The sequence below is a fragment of the Nostoc piscinale CENA21 genome, assembly GCF_001298445.1.
Taxonomy (GTDB): domain Bacteria; phylum Cyanobacteriota; class Cyanobacteriia; order Cyanobacteriales; family Nostocaceae; genus Nostoc_B; species Nostoc_B piscinale_A.
The window spans coordinates 6,318,446-6,336,810 of record NZ_CP012036.1 but is presented as its reverse complement, the minus strand read 5'-3'; the positions used below and the strand labels follow the sequence as shown (position 1 = coordinate 6,336,810).

At 43.3% G+C, this 18,365-nt stretch carries 14 protein-coding genes and 1 pseudogene; 3 read left to right on the top strand and 12 right to left on the bottom strand.

Annotated features, from left to right (window positions below):
• Nucleotides 1–264 precede the first annotated feature (264 nt).
• Nucleotides 265–1,143 (top strand): prephenate dehydratase, encoded by an 879-nt coding sequence (gene pheA / locus ACX27_RS27175; RefSeq protein WP_062297082.1) that lies wholly within the window; start codon nt 265–267, stop codon nt 1,141–1,143.
• A 206-nt stretch (nt 1,144–1,349) separates the two neighbouring features.
• Here pheA and ACX27_RS27170 read toward each other — a convergent pair whose 3' ends face one another.
• The 9 genes from ACX27_RS27170 to ACX27_RS27130 all read right to left on the bottom strand — a co-directional run bounded on the left by ACX27_RS27170 (nt 1,350) and on the right by ACX27_RS27130 (nt 11,051).
• Entirely contained in the window at nt 1,350–2,000 is a 651-nt protein-coding gene (locus ACX27_RS27170) for an LON peptidase substrate-binding domain-containing protein (RefSeq protein WP_062297079.1), read from the bottom strand.
• A gap of 341 nt (nt 2,001–2,341) precedes the next feature.
• Nucleotides 2,342–2,659, bottom strand: coding sequence for a 30S ribosomal protein S10 (gene rpsJ / locus ACX27_RS27165; protein WP_015113498.1), 318 nt, complete (start codon nt 2,657–2,659; stop codon nt 2,342–2,344).
• Between the two features lie 151 nt (nt 2,660–2,810).
• A complete protein-coding gene (gene tuf / locus ACX27_RS27160; RefSeq protein WP_062297078.1) occupies nt 2,811–4,040 on the bottom strand; it encodes an elongation factor Tu in 1,230 nt (409 codons plus the stop codon).
• 22 nt (nt 4,041–4,062) lie between these two features.
• Nucleotides 4,063–6,141, bottom strand: coding sequence for an elongation factor G (fusA, locus tag ACX27_RS27155; RefSeq protein ID WP_062297076.1), 2,079 nt, complete (start codon nt 6,139–6,141; stop codon nt 4,063–4,065).
• Between the two features lie 140 nt (nt 6,142–6,281).
• Nucleotides 6,282–6,752 (bottom strand): 30S ribosomal protein S7, encoded by a 471-nt coding sequence (gene rpsG / locus ACX27_RS27150; RefSeq protein ID WP_062297068.1) that lies wholly within the window; start codon nt 6,750–6,752, stop codon nt 6,282–6,284.
• Nucleotides 6,753–7,157: 405 nt separating this feature from the next.
• Nucleotides 7,158–7,544 carry a 30S ribosomal protein S12 gene (gene rpsL / locus ACX27_RS27145; RefSeq protein WP_062297066.1) on the bottom strand — a complete coding sequence of 129 codons (387 nt, stop codon included), beginning with the start codon at nt 7,542–7,544 and terminating at the stop codon, nt 7,158–7,160.
• A gap of 129 nt (nt 7,545–7,673) precedes the next feature.
• Complete coding sequence (locus tag ACX27_RS27140) at nt 7,674–8,021, bottom strand: HesB/IscA family protein (protein ID WP_062297064.1); 348 nt, start codon at nt 8,019–8,021, stop codon at nt 7,674–7,676.
• 317 nt (nt 8,022–8,338) lie between these two features.
• Complete coding sequence (locus tag ACX27_RS27135; protein WP_062297062.1) at nt 8,339–8,758, bottom strand: phosphomannose isomerase type II C-terminal cupin domain; 420 nt, start codon at nt 8,756–8,758, stop codon at nt 8,339–8,341.
• A 289-nt stretch (nt 8,759–9,047) separates the two neighbouring features.
• Nucleotides 9,048–11,051 carry a phosphodiester glycosidase family protein gene (locus ACX27_RS27130; RefSeq protein ID WP_062297060.1) on the bottom strand — a complete coding sequence of 668 codons (2,004 nt, stop codon included), beginning with the start codon at nt 11,049–11,051 and terminating at the stop codon, nt 9,048–9,050.
• Nucleotides 11,052–11,803: 752 nt separating this feature from the next.
• On the opposite strand from ACX27_RS27130, the pseudogene ACX27_RS27125 reads away from it, so the two are divergent.
• Together ACX27_RS27125 and ACX27_RS27120 are read left to right on the top strand one after the other, a co-directional pair.
• Nucleotides 11,804–16,478, top strand: a pseudogene (locus ACX27_RS27125) (glutamate synthase-related protein).
• Nucleotides 16,479–16,617: 139 nt separating this feature from the next.
• Nucleotides 16,618–16,986, top strand: a complete 369-nt coding sequence (locus ACX27_RS27120; RefSeq protein WP_062297058.1) for a hypothetical protein — start codon at nt 16,618–16,620, stop codon at nt 16,984–16,986.
• 3 nt (nt 16,987–16,989) lie between these two features.
• Here ACX27_RS27120 and ACX27_RS27115 read toward each other — a convergent pair whose 3' ends face one another.
• From ACX27_RS27115 to ACX27_RS27105, 3 genes are all read right to left on the bottom strand, one after another.
• Nucleotides 16,990–17,601: a hypothetical protein gene (locus ACX27_RS27115; protein ID WP_062297056.1), complete on the bottom strand. Its 612-nt coding sequence runs from the start codon at nt 17,599–17,601 to the stop codon at nt 16,990–16,992.
• 102 nt (nt 17,602–17,703) lie between these two features.
• A complete protein-coding gene (locus ACX27_RS27110) occupies nt 17,704–18,009 on the bottom strand; it encodes a type II toxin-antitoxin system RelE/ParE family toxin (RefSeq protein WP_062297051.1) in 306 nt (101 codons plus the stop codon).
• On the bottom strand, nt 18,009–18,275 hold the full coding sequence (locus ACX27_RS27105) for a type II toxin-antitoxin system ParD family antitoxin (protein WP_083468853.1): 267 nt from the start codon (nt 18,273–18,275) through the stop codon (nt 18,009–18,011). Before ACX27_RS27105 ends, ACX27_RS27110 begins: the two co-directional genes overlap by 1 nt.
• Nucleotides 18,276–18,365: the final 90 nt, after the last annotated feature.

Sequence of the window (18,365 nt, the reverse complement as noted above, 5' to 3'; positions counted from 1 at the left end):
TTCTCAATGTGAAATTTAGCTGTTAGGAATTACTTCTGAAAAGAAAAAATCAAAGTTTTATGCCAATATGCGGGGGTGGATATAATGTTGTCCCGATACACAACATGGTGAGTCTGCTAGTGAATGCAATTACAAACTGTATCTTTGTTCAAGATAGAACAGCAGTGTGGAGTTCAACAAAGCTAAATCAATGTTTTGTTGCTTCAAGTATGGATTCGCTGCGGTATAGTCTATTAATCTCACAATAATTCCTGTTCCAACACTATGTCTTTATCTATTGCTCATTTAGGCCCACCAGGTACTTATGCAGAACAAGCAGCAGTTTTATATGTCAACTGGCTAACCAAAACAACAGGAACTGAAGCTACTTTATGCCCATATCCCAGCATAGCGCAGTCACTCCAAGCTGTGGCAGCAGGCAAAACCCAGTTAGCAGTTGTGCCAGTAGAAAATTCCATTGAAGGTAGTGTGACTATGACAATGGATGCACTATGGCAATTGGATAGTTTGCAAATTCAATTGGCTTTAGTGATGCCCATTGTTCATAGCTTGATTTCTGGCGCTTCTGGTTTAGATACAATTGAAAAGGTTTATTCCCATCCCCAAGCTTTAGCCCAATGTCAAAATTGGTTGGGTCAATCTCTGCCAAATGTACAAATTATACCGAATAATTCCACAACAGAAGCTCTACAATTATTAAAGCAAGATTTAACAGCAGCTGCGATCGCCTCTTCTAGAGCAGCCCAACTTTATAATTTGCCAATTCTCGCCCAAGGCATTAATGACTATCCCGAAAACTGTACTCGCTTTTGGGTAGTGAGTCAAAATAACGCCAAATTTGAATATCACATCAATAATTTAAATCCTACTTATAGCTCTCTAGCTTTTAGCTTACCTGCAAATATACCTGGTGCATTAATTAAACCTCTACAAGCATTTGCTGAACTAGGAATTAATCTCAGCAGAATTGAATCTCGTCCTACCAAGCGTTCTTTAGGAGAATATGTATTTTTTCTTGACCTAGAAACAGATATTCAACAACCAAAAATGCAGTCTGCTCTAGCCGATTTAATAGAATATATAGAAATATTGAAGATTTTTGGTACTTATGGTGTGTTGTCGGTTAACACTCTTGAATCATAATTGCAAAATCAACCGCTGACTTACTCAATATTTAATAGTATTGATTTTCACAAGTTATTTTCTACAGGCAGAATTCAAGAGCCGGAATTTAAATTACATATCTCTTACTCTAAATGAATTGTATTAGCGACTACTCTTGCATGAACATACAATCACAAAACTGCAAGGTAGAACGCTAATAAGACTCATCTTCTAGCTAATTTAGCTTAGGACTTCTGATTAAAAGTATCTTTCAGCACTGAGCGAGCTGCTAAATGATTACGGGTAGAAGTTAAAATTTCTGCTTCTCGTTCTAAACGAGCGGCTGTATCTTGCATTTCTAACAATGATTGTTGTTCGGCTGCAACCCCATAGAGGTTACTGGCTACCCAGTAAGATAGCTCTATTGGCAAGTCTGGTAATTCTTCTGGCAGTTCAATGTTTTGTTCTGTTAACTTAGCCGAGAGGCGTACTACATCTTTTAGCAGTTGTTCAACTTCTGCTCCCAAAGGACGCAAATCTTTGCTAGGTGGTTCATCTTCTATCCATTGTACCAAACCGACACGATAAGGCTTTTCTCGCACATATTCTAAGACACGAAACCGTTGCTGTCCTAAAGTCAGCATTTTCATCCGGTCGTCTGGTAGGCGCTGGTAATGGATAATTTCTGCACAACAGCCCACATTGGCAATTGTACCTTTTACTGGATCGACCATGACTACACCGAACCTGCGATCGCTCTCCAAAATCGTGTTCATCATGATTCGGTAGCGAAACTCAAAGATGTGTAATGGTAATGGTCTGGTAGGAAAAAGAACTACTTCGGGTAACGGGAACAGAGGTAGTTCACGAACAGCAATTCTAGATGAAGATGTCATTGTTACCTTAGAATAAATTTAATTTTAAAAATTTATTGTTCTCTGCTTTCCCGTACTTTATTTACATTCTATCACTAAATAAAAAGCCCTGAGATCAATTTTCTCAGGGCTAGTTCAGTATTCACACTATAGTCTTTGGTAAAGAATTCAGTAACCAAGAGCTAGAACTCAGTATGTAGACGCATACTGCTAAGGTTGAATTATGTAGCAAAACCTGACACAAAGGCTAGGCTATTAGCTTACCGCAGAATATTCTGTATGAGTGGTGAATAAATTAACTGGGTTTAATAATGCGTTAATTAGTTTTGATTCCTGAATTCTAACTGCTGAATTCTTCTGAATTACAGTTTAACTTCAATATCAACACCAGATGGCAAATCCAACTTCATTAAAGCATCAATAGTTTTAGAAGAAGGCTGGTAGATATCAATAATTCTGCGGTGAGTACGGGTTTCAAAATGTTCCCGTGAATCTTTATCTACGTGAGGAGAACGCAGTACGCAATAAATTTTCCGTTTTGTAGGTAAGGGAATTGGGCCTATGGCTGTTGCGTTAGTCCGGTTAGCTGTATCTACAATCTTCTCGCAAGATGTATCCAATAATCGACGGTCAAAAGCTTTTAAACGAATTCTAATTTTCTGCTGTTGTAGAGTTGCCATCTTTAATTTTCCAGGTTCTGATTTATTAGGGGAGTGGGGAGTGGGGAGTAGTTTGTTTATCCTACTTCCCCATTTCCGCAATTAAGTTCAGATAAAAGAGCAGAGAGGCATCTTACCATCTCTGCTCTTCATTATTTAGAGTAAAAGGTTACTACTTGACGATTTTGGAGACAACACCAGCACCGATGGTGCGGCCACCTTCACGAATCGCAAAACGCATACCTTGCTCAATTGCGATCGCGTTGATCAATTCTACAGTCACTTTGATGCGATCGCCAGGCATTACCATTTCTACGTCTTTGCCGTCATCAGAGGTAAAAGCTTTAATGGTGCCAGTTACATCAGTTGTCCGCACATAGAACTGAGGACGGTAGCCAGCGAAAAAGGGTGTTTTCCGACCACCTTCTTTGTCTGTGAGGACGTAAACTTCACCTTCAAATTGAGTGTGAGGTGTAATCGAACCTGGTTTGGCAATTACCATACCACGCTCTACGTCTTCTTTTTTCAGACCACGCAGCAGCACACCAGCGTTGTCCCCTGCCAAACCTTCATCAAGGCTCTTCTTGAACATTTCAATCCCGGTGACGGTGGTGGTGCGAGTGTCTCTCAGACCCACTAATTCTACAGTATCGTTCACCTTAACTTTACCGCGTTCGATCCGTCCGGTAGCAACTGTACCACGACCTGTGATGGTAAATACGTCTTCTACCGCCATCAAGAAGGGTTTGTCAATGTCGCGCTCTGGGTCAGGGATGTAAGAATCTACCGCATCCATCAATTCGTAGATTTTATCTACCCAGGGATCTTCACCACGTTGGGTTTTGGGTGCAGAGGTCATTTTTTCCAGAGCTTTCAGACCCGAACCTCTAATCACAGGGATATTATCACCATCAAACTCATAGCTAGATAGTAGTTCCCGAACTTCTAGTTCGACCAACTCTAGCAATTCTTCGTCGTCTACCATGTCTTCTTTGTTCAAGAAGACAACTAGTTTAGGAACCCCTACCTGACGAGCTAACAGAATATGTTCACGAGTTTGAGGCATAGGGCCATCAGTAGCAGCTACCACTAGGATGGCTCCGTCCATTTGTGCTGCACCAGTGATCATGTTTTTCACATAGTCAGCGTGTCCAGGACAGTCTACGTGAGCATAGTGACGTTTGTCGGTTTCATACTCAACGTGAGCGGTATTAATTGTAATACCCCGTGCTTTTTCTTCGGGTGCGTTGTCGATTTGGTCGTAAGCTTTAGCTTCAGCTTTACCCAAAGCAGCCAAGGTCATGGTAATAGCTGCTGTTAAAGTGGTTTTACCGTGGTCAACGTGGCCAACAGTACCGATGTTAACGTGGGGTTTATTTCTTTCAAACTTTGCGCGTGCCATGAATGCTCGTTTCCTTTTCTAATTAAGCGTTCCCTTTGCTTTTTGCAATGATAGTTTCAGCCACGCTACGAGGCACTTCCTCATAGTGGCTAAACTCCATAGAAAAGATACCCCGCCCTTGGGTTTTCGACCGGATATCAGTGGCGTAGCCAAACATAGTCGCCAATGGTACTTTCGATGTGACCTTAGCGAGTCCCTGTTCAGTGCTTTGTCCTTCAATGTGTCCCCGACGGGAGATGAGGTCTCCAATAACGTTCCCGATAAAGTCTTCAGGAACTTCTACCTCAACTTTCATCATAGGTTCTAAGAGAACAGGTGAAGCCTTCATTACGGCTTCTTTCATTGCCATTGAACCAGCAATCTTGAAAGCCATTTCCGAAGAGTCTACATCATGGTATGACCCATCGACGAGTGTCGCTTTGACATCTATAAGTGGATATCCAGCTAAAACACCAGATTCACAGCTTTCTTTCATGCCTTGTTCTGCGGGGTTAATGTACTCTTTAGGTACAACACCACCCACAATTTTAGAAACGAATTCAAAACCGCTACCAGGTTCACCTGGTTCCAAGTCGATGACGACGTGACCGTACTGACCCTTACCACCGCTTTGACGGATGAATTTACCTTCAATTCTGTTGACTGCTTTACGAATTGTTTCGCGGTAAGCTACTTGCGGCGCACCGACGTTAGCTTCCACTTTAAATTCACGTAACATCCGGTCAACAAGGATTTCTAGGTGTAATTCTCCCATCCCTGCAATCACTGTTTGGTTAGTTTCTGGGTCAACACTGACACGGAATGTCGGGTCTTCTTCCGAAAGAGATTGCAGAGCCTTGGATAATTTATCCATGTCATTTTTGGTTTTGGGTTCAACCGCTACCGAGATTACAGGCTCAGGAATAAACAGGGATTCTAGAATTACTGGTGCGCCTTCATCACAAAGGGTGTCACCTGTTAAGGTGTCTTTTAATCCCAAAGCTGCACCTAAATCACCTGCTCGTAGTTCTTCAACGTCAAGTCTTTCGTCTGCTTTCAAAACTACGAGACGGGAAATCCGCTCTTTCTTATTCTTGGTGGCGTTGAGGACGTAGCTACCTTTTTTCAGTACACCAGAGTATACACGTACGAAGGTGAGGCGACCATAAGGGTCGGCCATAATTTTGAAGGCGAGAGCTGCTAGAGGTTCGTTGTCATCAGCACGGCGTTCAACAGTGTCGCCATTGGGTACTGTACCTTGAATAGCTGGAACATCAATGGGTGCTGGCAGGTAATCAACTACAGCATCCAGCATCAACTGCACACCTTTGTTTTTGAAGGCGGAGCCGCAAAGTACTGGCACGATAGTACCAGCAATTGTACCTTTACGCAGAGCTGCACGAATTTCGTCTTCTGTGAGTGCTTCACCCTCGAAGTACTTGGTCATCAAGTCATCATCAGTTTCAGCAACTGCTTCTACTAACTTGGTGTAGTACTCTTCGGCTTGCTCTTGCATATCGGCGGGGATATCTGTTTCTTGGATATCCGTGCCTTGGTCGTTGGTGTAAATATATGCACGTTTACGTACCAAGTCCACAATTCCTTGGAATTCGTTTTCGCTACCAATGGGCAGTTGAATAGCGATGGCATTAGCCCGCAGGCGATCGCGCATTTGCTCATGAACTCTGTAGAAGTTCGCACCTGTGCGATCCATTTTGTTAATAAAGGCAATTCGAGGCACTTTGTAACGGTCTGCTTGCCGCCACACTGTCTCTGATTGGGGTTGAACACCACCCACAGAACAAAATACTGCTATTACTCCATCTAATACCCGCATGGAGCGTTCTACTTCAATTGTGAAGTCTACGTGGCCTGGAGTATCGATAATGTTAATTTGATGATCTTTCCAACTGGTACTGATCGCCGCTGCGGTGATGGTAATTCCCCGCTCCCGCTCTTGATCCATCCAGTCAGTTACAGCAGTTCCTTCGTGAACTTCACCAATTTTATGAATTATCCCAGAGTAAAATAATATTCTCTCTGTTGTTGTTGTTTTGCCCGCATCTATGTGCGCCGCAATACCGATATTGCGTACTTTCTCTAGCGGGTTTGTACGTGCCACAGTAGCCTCCTATAGTTTTTGCCTCATGATATCTTGTATATTACTCTTTGTTAAGATTCTATACTTTTACGGATTACCGTCTTGATTTTTATCAGTCGGCGATATACCGCTTATTGAGGACAGATATATCGCTGTGCTGCTTAATAACGATAGTGTGCAAAGGCTTTGTTAGCTTCGGCCATCCGATGCGTTTCTTCACGCTTACGGATTGCGTTACCTGTTTCATTGGCTGCATCCATTAACTCATTAGCTAATTTGCCAGCCATTGTGCGTCCTGGTCTGGAGCGAGAAAATTGTACTAACCAACGCAGTGCTAGGGTAGTACCACGTTCTGAACGTACTTCCATTGGTACTTGGTAGGTTGCACCACCCACACGACGAGCTTTGACTTCTACCAATGGTGTGGCGTTACGCACAGCTCTTTCAAAGGTTTCTATTGCAGCATTACCTGTGCGTTCTTCAATTGTTTTGAGTGCATCATAGACAATGCGTGCTGCTAGTGATTTCTTGCCATGACGCATGATCCGGCGAATCATCATGCTCACCAGCCGACTATTGTAAACGGAGTCAGGCGGAACTGGCCGCCTTTGAACTACACCACGACGAGACATACTTTACCCTTACATTCGGAATTTGGCAACGAAATTATATGCTATCAGACCGCGCAGTACTGGAGTGGTGGAAGCTCCCACTCAGACTGCTGCAATTTTTTTTTACACATTTGCAGCGACCCTGAATTGCTGATTTGCTATCCTTGGTGGAATAGACAAAGCGACAACATCATAGGCATGAATTGACAAATGAAAATGCTGCTGTCGCTTACAGCAATCTTCATCAAACCTACACTTGCTCGCTGAGTGCAGGCTGGCAGTGGTAGCTTAACTAATTTAACTTTTGAGAACAGACGCTTTTATCTGTTTTCACAACTGTTTAAAGGCGATCGCTAACTTTTTATATTTTTATCGCTTCCAGACAAAGCGACTAATCGCTACTAGGCACGACTAATCGCCTCTGCCTTATTTTTTAGCGGCTTCTTTCGGGCGTTTAGTTCCATACTTGGAACGACCTTGTTTGCGGTCTTTTACACCTGCTGTATCTAATGTGCCACGAATGATATGGTATCTTACGCCCGGTAAGTCTTTAACCCGGCCGCCACGAATCATGACTACTGAGTGTTCTTGTAAGTTGTGACCAATCCCTGGAATGTAGGCTGTTACCTCAAATCCAGATGTTAGTCTTACCCTTGCTACCTTACGGAGAGCTGAGTTAGGCTTTTTAGGTGTGGTTGTGTAGACTCTTGTACAAACACCCCGGCGTTGCGGGCATTGCTTGAGAGCTGGAGACTTGGTTTTCTGACGCGCTTTTTCGCGTTCGCTACGTATTAGTTGCTGTATGGTTGGCATGAGTCACAGCGCGTGAAGCTGCTTATGGGTCTAAGTTTTAACAAATCCTGATTATATCTTTTTTAGTACTTTTTTGTCAAATTACTTTGACTGGTCAACAGCTAACGGACAAAAGTAATAACTTTTTGACTATTGACCGTTGACTATGGACTCTTGATTAATCGCAAACGAATTGCCACAGCTACAGGTTGCAACCGCTTGAGGGTTGTAGAAGCGAAAGCCTCCACCCATCAAATCTTCGGAATAATCTAATACTAACTCATTGATGTATTGTAAACTTTGATTGTCGATCAGAACTTGCAGACCACTAATTTCAAAGGTGCGATCGCCCGCTTGGGCAACCTCCGCAAACGATATATCGTAGAATAAATCTGAGCATCCCCCTGGTTTAACAGCTAATCTCACCAAGGTATAGAGTTTTTGCTTGGATTTTAACCGCTCAATTTCAATTTTAGCAGCTTGACTCAGTTGAATCATTGAATTTATTTTGACAGTTGATAGCCTGGATAAAAAATATGGCGTAGTTGAAAAACTCAAAAACTGGTTTTTGGCTATTTTATTTTAAATGAAGAGGTTCACTTGCAAAACGCCAGTGTGAGCTTGATTCATAGCCACCAAATTTCTGACTAACTGAATACTGAGTTAGGAAAATAATCCTGATTTGTAGCGTTAAAAGTGGCAACTAAATTACAAGTTAGACATTTCAGTGATTTTTCTTCCGTAAATTTCTGGATACTTTAAGTGAGAAATTTACGGAGTTTTATTCTTAGGACTACTAAATTAACTGATGAGAATTAATTTTCTGTCCGAGCATAATCGTCCTGGTAGCGAATAATGTCATCTTCACCCAAATATTCGCCATTTTGTACCTCAATTAAAACTAAAGGAATCACTCCAGGATTTTCTAAACGATGGGATGTGCATTGAGGTACGTATGTGGATTGATTATTACCCAATAGTACTTCTTGGTCGCCACAAGTTACTCTGGCGGTGCCAGAGACAACAATCCAGTGTTCGCTGCGATGGTGGTGCATTTGCAAGCTGAGGCGATGTCCGGGTTTAACTTCGATGCGCTTGATTTTATATCCACGTCCTTCTTCCAAAATAGTAAAAGAACCCCAAGGGCGCAACTCGGTTGCAGCAACACTTCGATTAGCGATCGCCGCAGGCAGTGGTAGAGTCTTAGCAGGCGCGGTTTCTTGATATTGAGCCATAGTTACCTCATTTGGAGACATAACAAGCTGTCCTTTCTCTTAACCATTGATGGAAAAATCTGGCGCAATCTTGCAACCGTAAAAATCAGCAATTCAATTACACCTTGCTAACCATAACAAAATCAAACTTTAGGGTGTAAAGAATCACGACTCAAACTATCGTGAATACATAAACTCTTTACCTAGCGCCAGAATAGCTTATTCTAATCTTTAAAATTTGTTGCGAACCGTGCAGGATAAAGGTTGAAATGAATGTTTTACACTTCAGACTTCATCCTTAACACTTCATTCATTTTTGTTGCCAAAAAATCCCAATACCATTATGTACACGAGCCGCAGTATTGGGAGAACGGTCGAGTAATTGTCCGCTTAAGTAAAGACTAGTTGAACTGCCACCATCTAAATTTAAAGCATTCACACAACCCAACTGCTTCATTAATTGAGCATGTTCTGCGAGTGTTGGCCCGGCTCCACCAGCGCGGTTATGCACAGCAGCAATCATTAGTGTACCTGTGGCTGTGGTGCAAATTCCACTCCGAATGGCTTTTTCGGCAATAAAAGCATTGCTGAATTTTTCAGCTTTCGCATCTAGAACAATTTGACCGTTTTGAATTAATAACGGCCCGGCTCCAATAATGTTGGGGTAACGGCTAAAATCAACAGGAGTGGTGTTACTAGCCAAAGTTACCTTTGTACCTATTGATAATTGCGTGGCGGTAGTTGCAGCTGTTCCCCGCAAAGTTAACAAGTAACCATCCTGGGGAATAGGAATAGGAGTTTGACCAGCTTTTCCGCCTGATAGTTGACTGCTAACTTCATTGTTTTGAACTAAGAGGATGCTTTCATTGTCGGTGAGCGGAGTGTAAGTTTTTCCCCAGCTAGGAGTATAACGAGCAGCACCGCTTTGTACATAACCACTATTGAGAAATAAAATCGGTAAGCGGAAATCATTGGGAGCAATTAAAGTTTCTTCTAATGTCAGACGACCTACGTAAAATTGCCCAGAATTATTCCAAGCGATCGCACCTCTATTTAAAATCGGCCCGGATAACCACTGATTATCTCGACGAATTGCACCAAGAGGCAATTTATTATTACGGTTAAAATAGCCACCATTAATTGCTGCTAAAGCTAAGTATTTTTGCGCTGTTTGAATTAAGGGTGCTGTGCCAACTAAAGTTTCTGGAGTTGTCCAAATTGGTTTTAAAGTCAGGTTGCGGGGGTTAGCTTCCAACCACACTACAGGAAAACGTTCTCCACCTAAACTAATAAATTGCTGTCGCCAGCGTAATCCGTTTGCCCAAGCTATATTGCGCTCGACCATTGCATCAGGGCGAATCTCGATCATCAAGCGATTTGGGTTATTGATTGTAGTGATACGCGGTGCTGAACCAAAAGGAACGCTCAGACTAATAATTGTTTGGTTATTCACCACCTCAACTTTTTGAATCAAGTTATCAGGCGTTGGTTGTGGTTTTGTTTCTGGTAATAATTGTTTGATGAGATTTGGTAGTGATGTCGGCGCTGGCGCAGGAGTATAACGTTCAATCAAAGCAGGATCAGCCACAGCATCGAGAGTAACTGTCCATTCTCGATTTGGTGGTGCAGTTGGTTTAGGTGCGATCGCATCTGGATCATCTGCTGCTGGTGTTTGAGTTGGTTGAATGGGTAATCCTTGTCTAACTATCCAAGGTGTGGGATTGTCTAAATCCACCACAACACGGTTTTCACGGATAGTAGCAGTACCAGGAGGATTGAGAGGTTGCTGACCGACAATAATATTTTTGATTTGCGCTTGGGGAGTGACAATTACCAAAGTGTTACCATTAATTTGTAACTGCCAATTTGCTTGTTGGGCAAAGTTAGTAACATCAAGATAGCGGTATCCGTTTTGGAGGAGAGTTACTAACTTCTTTGGAGATGATGAAAACCACTGTATTGGCTGTCTGGTGGGATTATTGCTATTTAAAAAATCCACTCCCATCGCCTGTCGAAATACACCATCACTGAGATAAATAACTTGCTGATCAACCGCACCTAATTTGACTATCCAAGCACCGGGTAGGATGCGACCATTGAGGGAAATTTGATTACCAGCAGATTGGGCTTGTCGTCGCAACTGTCCTGGTTGTGGGTTGATGGGAGATTGTTGCGCGATCGCCATCCAGCTAGGAGATACACTAAGTATTGTGACAATTATGGGTGATGCAATTAAGTGCAAGGCTTGATGTTGGACAGGTTTGGTCACAGCATTATGATATTTTTGGCGATACCAATTTGGCATTTTTAACATATTTGATCCAGTACTTTTGCAAGTTATCACCTCAGAGATAGGACGGCTAGCTGTGGCTAACTCTGGAAATTAGGTGATTTAACTTTTTCAGAAACGTGATAACCTATATATTGGCTAGTTATCTCTGATGAGAAACACTAGCCCTGTTTAAGCTAAAACCACTGTAACTGACTGTTTTAACTGGCACTAGTTCCTGCCAAACTATATATGTAGTTTTGGTCGTCAAATGTATATATACAATAGTCTTTCCTCACTAATAGTTGCTATTCTTGTTACCTAGAGGTGAGGCAAAGTTGTTAGTAACAAAAGTTGCAACAGGTGAGCAGCCAATATACACAACAATAAAAATAGTTAGGAATTGTCAAATGGGCATATAGTGTAATACGCTGATTTTGTTGCTGAATCAGGAATCTTACAGCTTTTACAACAGTGAGTTTTTCATGAAACATTTGGTGTTAGGTCAGTTGATACTGTCTACCTGACAAACATCTATCATCTGAAAAAAACCTGGAAAATACTTAGTTTTGAAACCAAATACATAAAATTAACACAATATGTAGTTTGTCTAAACCAGCATAAACACAGAAGAATTAACGCAATAATTTTAACACGGTTAAGTCCATAAATAACCGCAGTTAAAATTTTTTTTTCCCTAAATTCTCGTGATTTATGTATGACTGTGACGCGAAATTGCGAAACTTTCTCTCCCAAGCAGTGGCAAAAATTTGTGACTTAACTTTCAGGAATAGGCTATGAACGATCAAAGGGTGAATCAATTGCAAAAAAATGTCATGTTCGGATAACAACTCTCAAGAAACCTACCAAGGACAAAGGTGGTTAGTAGAGGAAAGAGATGCCTGTGGTGTAGGTTTTATTGCACATCGCCAAAATATTGCCAGCCATGAAATCGTTACTAAAGCCTTAGCCGCATTGACCTGCTTGGAACATCGGGGTGGTTGTAGTGCTGACCATGATTCTGGTGATGGTGCAGGGATATTAACAGCTATTCCTTGGGAGTTGTTACAAAAAGAATATTTCTCAGGTAGGATGGAAATTTCCTCAACTAGCAATATTGCTGTGGGGATGATATTTTTACCCCAAGACCGGGAATTAGCCCAAAAAACCAAAGCCCAAGTTGAGAAAGTGGCTGCGGAAGAAAAATTTACAGTACTGGGCTGGCGAGAAGTACCAGTACATCCCCATTTATTGGGAAGACAAGCCAAAGAAAATCAACCCCAAATAGAACAAATTTTTCTGGCTGCGGATCACTCTGGTGATGAATTAGAAAGACAGTTGTACATTGCCCGCAAGCGGATTTTTAAAGCAGCAAAAGCTGTCTCGGAAGATTTTTATATTTGCTCTTTATCCAGCCGCACCATTGTTTATAAAGGTATGGTGCGTTCGGCTGTGTTGGGAGATTTTTACGCGGATTTACAAAATCCTGCATACAAGAGTGCCTTTGCTGTTTATCATCGCCGCTTTAGTACCAACACGATGCCGAAGTGGCCGTTAGCACAGCCTATGCGGTTGTTGGGACATAACGGCGAAATTAATACGCTGTTGGGTAACATCAACTGGATGATGGCCAGAGAAGCGAGTATTAGCCATCCAGTATGGGGCGATCGCAATGATGAACTCAAGCCTTTAGTAATTTTAGATAGCAGCGATTCCGCTACCCTTGATAATGTCTTAGAACTATTAGTGCGTTCGGGACGCAGCCCCTTGGAAGCCTTGATGATTATGGTGCCAGAGGCTTACCAAAATCAACCTTCCTTACAAAACTATCCCGAAATCACTGATTTTTATGAATATTACAGTGGTTTGCAAGAAGCTTGGGACGGCCCGGCCTTATTAGTTTTTAGTGATGGTAAGAAAGTCGGTGCAACTCTAGACCGCAACGGCTTAAGACCTGCACGCTATGTGATTACCAAAGATGATTACATCGTTGTGGCATCAGAAGCAGGCGTGGTTGACTTCCCCGAAGCCGAAATTGTGGAGAAAGGCAGACTAGGCCCAGGGCAAATGATTGCCGTGGATTTAGAAAGTCATGAAATTCTGAAAAACTGGGAAATTAAACAACGCATTGCCAAACAACTTCCCTATGGGGAATGGTTGCAAACCCATCGCCAAGACCTGAAGTCATTAGTCAACAATCATGGGACAAATGGCAATGGCAATGGCAACGGTAACGGTAAAGCTCAATTCACCGTTGACAAACAAATTTTACTTCAGCGACAAACTGCCTTTGGCTACACCAGCGAAGATGTCGAAATGGTGATTGAACAAATGGCAGGCAATGGTGCAGAACCAACGTTCTGTATGGGGGATGATATTCCTTTGGCGGTGTTGTCCAATAAACCCCACCTGTTGTATGACTATTTCAAACAGCGTTTTGCTCAAGTAACTAACCCTCCAATTGACCCCCTGCGCGAAAAGCTGGTGATGTCCTTGAAGGTGGAATTGGGTGAACGGGGTAATTTATTAGAACCGAAGCCAGAATATGCCAAGAGACTGAAGTTAGATTCCCCAGTCTTGACAGAAGTTGAGTTAGATGCAATCAAGGCTTCTGGTTTTGCAACGGCAGAATTATCAACCTTATTTGCGATCGCCAACGGCCCAGAAGGCTTAAAAGCCGCAGTCGCAGCTTTACAAGCCCAAGCCGCCGAGTCAGTACGGGCTGGTGCGAAGATATTAATCTTGAGCGATCGCGCTGGTGGCAGTATTAGCCCAGAATTAAGCTACATTCCACCTTTATTAGCTGTGGGTGCAGTCCACCACCACCTAATCCGCGAAGGCTTGCGGATGAAGACATCCTTAGTTGTCGATACCGCCCAGTGTTGGAGTACCCATCACTTTGCTTGCTTGATTGGCTATGGTGCGGGTGCAGTTTGCCCCTACATGGCTTTAGATACAGTCCGGGATTGGTGGTTTGAACCCAGAACCCAGCAGTTCATGGAACGGGGGAAATTGCCCAACCTCAGCTTAGAACAAGCTATTGGTAATTACCGCAAAGCTGTAGAATCAGGATTACTAAAAATCCTCTCCAAGATGGGGATATCCTTGCTATCCAGCTATCAAGCCGCCCAAATCTTTGAAGCGATTGGGATTGGTGGCGATTTATTAGAACTAGGATTTAAGGGTACAGCTTCCCGGATTGGTGGTTTGAGTGTCAGCGAACTAGCGCAAGAAGTCCTTTCGATTCACTGCAAAGCCTTCCCAGAACTCACAGCCAAGAAATTGGATAACTTGGGCTTTGTGAACTACCGTCCTGGCGGTGAGTACCACATGAACAGCCCAGAAATGTCCAAAGCATTGCATGAGGCTGTTAAAACCAAGCAATACGACCATTACGAAGTTTACAAACAATATCTCCAAGGCAGACCAATCACTGCACTAAGAGACTTGCTAGACTTCCAAAATGATCGCCCCTCAATTCCTCTAGAAGAAGTAGAAGCAGCCGAATCAATCCTCAAACGCTTCTGTACTGGCGGGATGTCTTTGGGTGCATTGTCACGGGAAGCCCATGAAGTTTTAGCGATCGCCATGAACCGGATTGGTGGTAGATCCAACTCTGGGGAAGGTGGTGAAGATCCAGTCCGCTACAACGTCTTAGATGATGTAGATGAGTCCGGTTATTCACCCACCCTCCCCCACCTGAAAGGCTTACGGAATGGTGATACAGCTTCTAGTGCCATCAAGCAAGTTGCATCAGGTCGCTTTGGGGTCACACCAGGGTATTTAGCCAGTGCCAAACAAATAGAAATCAAAATTGCCCAAGGTGCAAAGCCAGGGGAAGGTGGACAACTACCAGGAACCAAGGTAAGTCCTTACATTGCGATGTTGCGGCGATCTAAGCCCGGTGTAACTTTAATTTCACCCCCACCGCACCATGATATTTACTCCATTGAAGACTTAGCACAGTTGATTTTTGACCTGCACCAAATCAACCCGAAAGCGCAAGTATCAGTCAAGTTAGTGGCTGAAATCGGGATTGGCACAATTGCGGCGGGCGTAGCCAAAGCCAACGCCGATATCATTCAAATTTCTGGTCATGATGGCGGTACAGGTGCATCACCTCTGAGTTCGATTAAACACGCTGGCTCACCGTGGGAACTCGGTCTAAGTGAAGTGCATCGTGTCCTAATGCAGAATAGTTTGCGCGATCGCGTCATTTTGCGGGTAGACGGTGGACTCAAGACTGGCTGGGATGTCCTGATGGCTGCATTGATGGGTGGCGAAGAATTTGGCTTTGGTTCCATTGCCATGATTGCCGAAGGTTGCCAAATGGCGCGAGTCTGCCACAAAAATACCTGTCCTGTGGGTGTAGCGACTCAAGATGAAAAACTGCGTCTGCGATTCAAAGGTATCCCTGAACACGTTGTTAACTTCTTCTACTTTGTTGCGGAAGAAGTGCGGAGTTTGTTAGCAAAACTAGGCTATCGTTCCCTATCAGAAATTATCGGTCGCGCAGACTTATTAACAGTCCGTCCCGAAGCCAAGCTGGCTAAAACCCAAGCCTTGAATCTCAACTGCTTACTGCAACTACCAGATACAAAAGAAAACCGTAGCTGGTTAGTCCATGAAGAAGTTCACAGCAACGGCCCGGTAATTGATGACCAATTGCTGGCTGATAGCGAAATTCAAGCCGCAATTCGTAACCAATCGACGGTGACTAAGAAATTGAAAATAGTCAACACCGATAGAACAGTTGGTGCAAGATTAGCTGGTGCGATCGCATCTCAATACGGCGATGGCGGCTTTGAAGGACAAATCAATCTCAACTTCCAAGGTAGTGTAGGTCAAAGCTTTGGGGCGTTCAACCTTTCTGGGATTACTTTAACTCTGGAAGGCGAAGCCAACGACTACGTTGGTAAAGGGATGCACGGTGGTGAAATCATCATCAAACCCCCAGCACAAGCTAATTATGACCCATCCAAGAACGTGATTGTGGGTAATACCTGCCTTTACGGTGCAACTGGCGGCTTCTTATTTGCCAACGGTTTAGCAGGTGAACGCTTTGCTGTCCGCAACTCCAAAGGTACAGCCGTCGTTGAAGGCGCAGGTGATCACTGCTGCGAATACATGACTGGTGGTGTCATAGTTGTCCTCGGTAAAGTCGGACGTAACGTCGCAGCCGGGATGACTGGCGGTTTGGCATACTTCCTCGATGAAGACGGTTCCTTCCCTGAATTAGTCAACCGGGAAAACGTCAAAATCCAGCGAGTCTTGACAGAAGCAGGACAAAAGCAACTGCAAGAGTTAATTAGAACTCACGCAGAACGCACTGGTTCACCCAAAGCCCAAGCAATTCTGCAAAATTGGTCAGAATTTGTGTCTAAGTTCTGGCAATTAGTACCACCTTCCGAAGCAGATAGTCCAGAGGCTAACCCGCAAGCAGTGGTAGAAAAACATCTGAGTTCGGTGTAGTTGATCGCTGATGAGTTATGAAAAAAGGGGACAGTAGCAACGTCCCCTTTTTTGATCACAATTAAACTTATGGCGAAATTTTCAAATACACTATCCTTGCACTTTCACCCAATCAGATTTTAACGCGCGAAGTTGAGCAATGAATTACGACACAGCCCGCAAACTGCTTGTATCTCAAACAATCACAACCGACGACAACCCTGATGCTTTATTGATGCGGATGAAGCAGGGAAAACCACCGGTTCCAGGTCAGATTACCTCGATTTTGCTGGCGTTAAAGGTTGTGTTTGAAGCCCTCAAAGATGTACCCAGTTTAGACCGTGAGTTAACTTTTGCCCTTTATCAGTTAGGTGTCAAGACACAACAGTTATACGTAGCTGGGCGCAAAGCTGGGGTAGACTGGCCACCCCTACTTAAAGAAGATTTAGTGAGAATTTCGCTGGCTGTAGAAAGTATCTTTTCTGGTGTGTGGCAAACCCCACCATCTGGCGGATTTGGCGGGGTTTAAGGTTCAACGAGTTTGTAATTCTTGCAGCAATTTTTCGACATCGGTTTTGAGTAAAACTGTCATTTGTCCAGTGAAAGCTTTACCGTTGCGCGGTTTAGCTATTTCGATCCAATAAGCATAGCGATCGCCTATACGCAATTGTCCTTGTAAAGCTTCTTTAATTGGAGTTTTGGCAAACCGCGCCGAGTTTACGTCACCTTGGCTTGGGTAGTCATACACCACCTGACCTTGATTAAAATCTTGATAGACATCGTAGCCATAAATCACCCGCAGAGATTCTTGCAGGCGTTGAAAACTCATCCCATTAATTGCATCGTACATCGCCAAGCGTTCGTAACGAATCCGGTTTCGGTCTTTAGCAAACCCTACTTTACCTGGAGGTAATACTGAAGCCTGAAACGTAAATCGTTGAGCAGCTGTATCACTCTTCTGCACATATAGTTTTTCACCACTTCCAGGACGCAGCGTCGGATGAGCATTCATCCAAGTAGTAACTTCTTCTGTAGTTTGCCCTGGTAACGCATTCGCCTTAGAATTAACAAGCATTCCCACGCATAGCCAGGGAACTAGAGAAAAAGACAAAATTAAACCATTCACCAAAGATTTTTTTAGCATTTTCCTATTCGGGACTTACATGGAAATTTCCCCAAAGGGGGTTAACCATAGTTTTCCCGTTTTCTGAGGAATAATGTCAGAATAGCAATCTAATAGTGGGAATTATTCTCCAGTAAGTTCTCGCGCAATATCCATATTTGCAGCTAGTACACGCACAATTTCTACAGGGTTTTCCCCTCGATAGATCAAGAAGTAGCGGGGATGCACCAACCAAAAACGAACGGGTAACGGTGTCAAGTCAGAACGATACTGCCCTATTCTGGGGTTGTCTGTCAGTAATTCACAGGCTGCAAGAAGTTTATCTAGCATCCGTTCGGCAGCATCTTGATGATCTCGCGCAATATAAGCGTAAATCTGCGCTAAGTCGTTCTCGGCTTGCTCAGAGAGAATATAAGGTTTTGGGGTCATTACACGCGCTTTTTCATCAATTTTTGCGCTTTGCTGCGAACGCGCTCCCTTACTCCTTCGGCGGGGAGACTTTGAGCATTGTCAAGTTCCGCAAGACCGATCGCAATTTGTTCATTGAGCCACAGTTTATATTCTTCGGAATGGTCGTTAAAACGTTTTAACAGACGCAACCCTTCCCGAATCACTTCACTTTGAGAATGATATAAGCCAGACTCAACTTGTTTTTGAACGAACGCTTCTAGCTCAGGAGTCAGGGAAATATTCATTTGTGCCTCACTTTATAACCAGAATAGGTATTATGATAACAATTTTTGTTATTTATAGCAGAGGACAGAGTTAAAAGCTTTGTGTTGTCT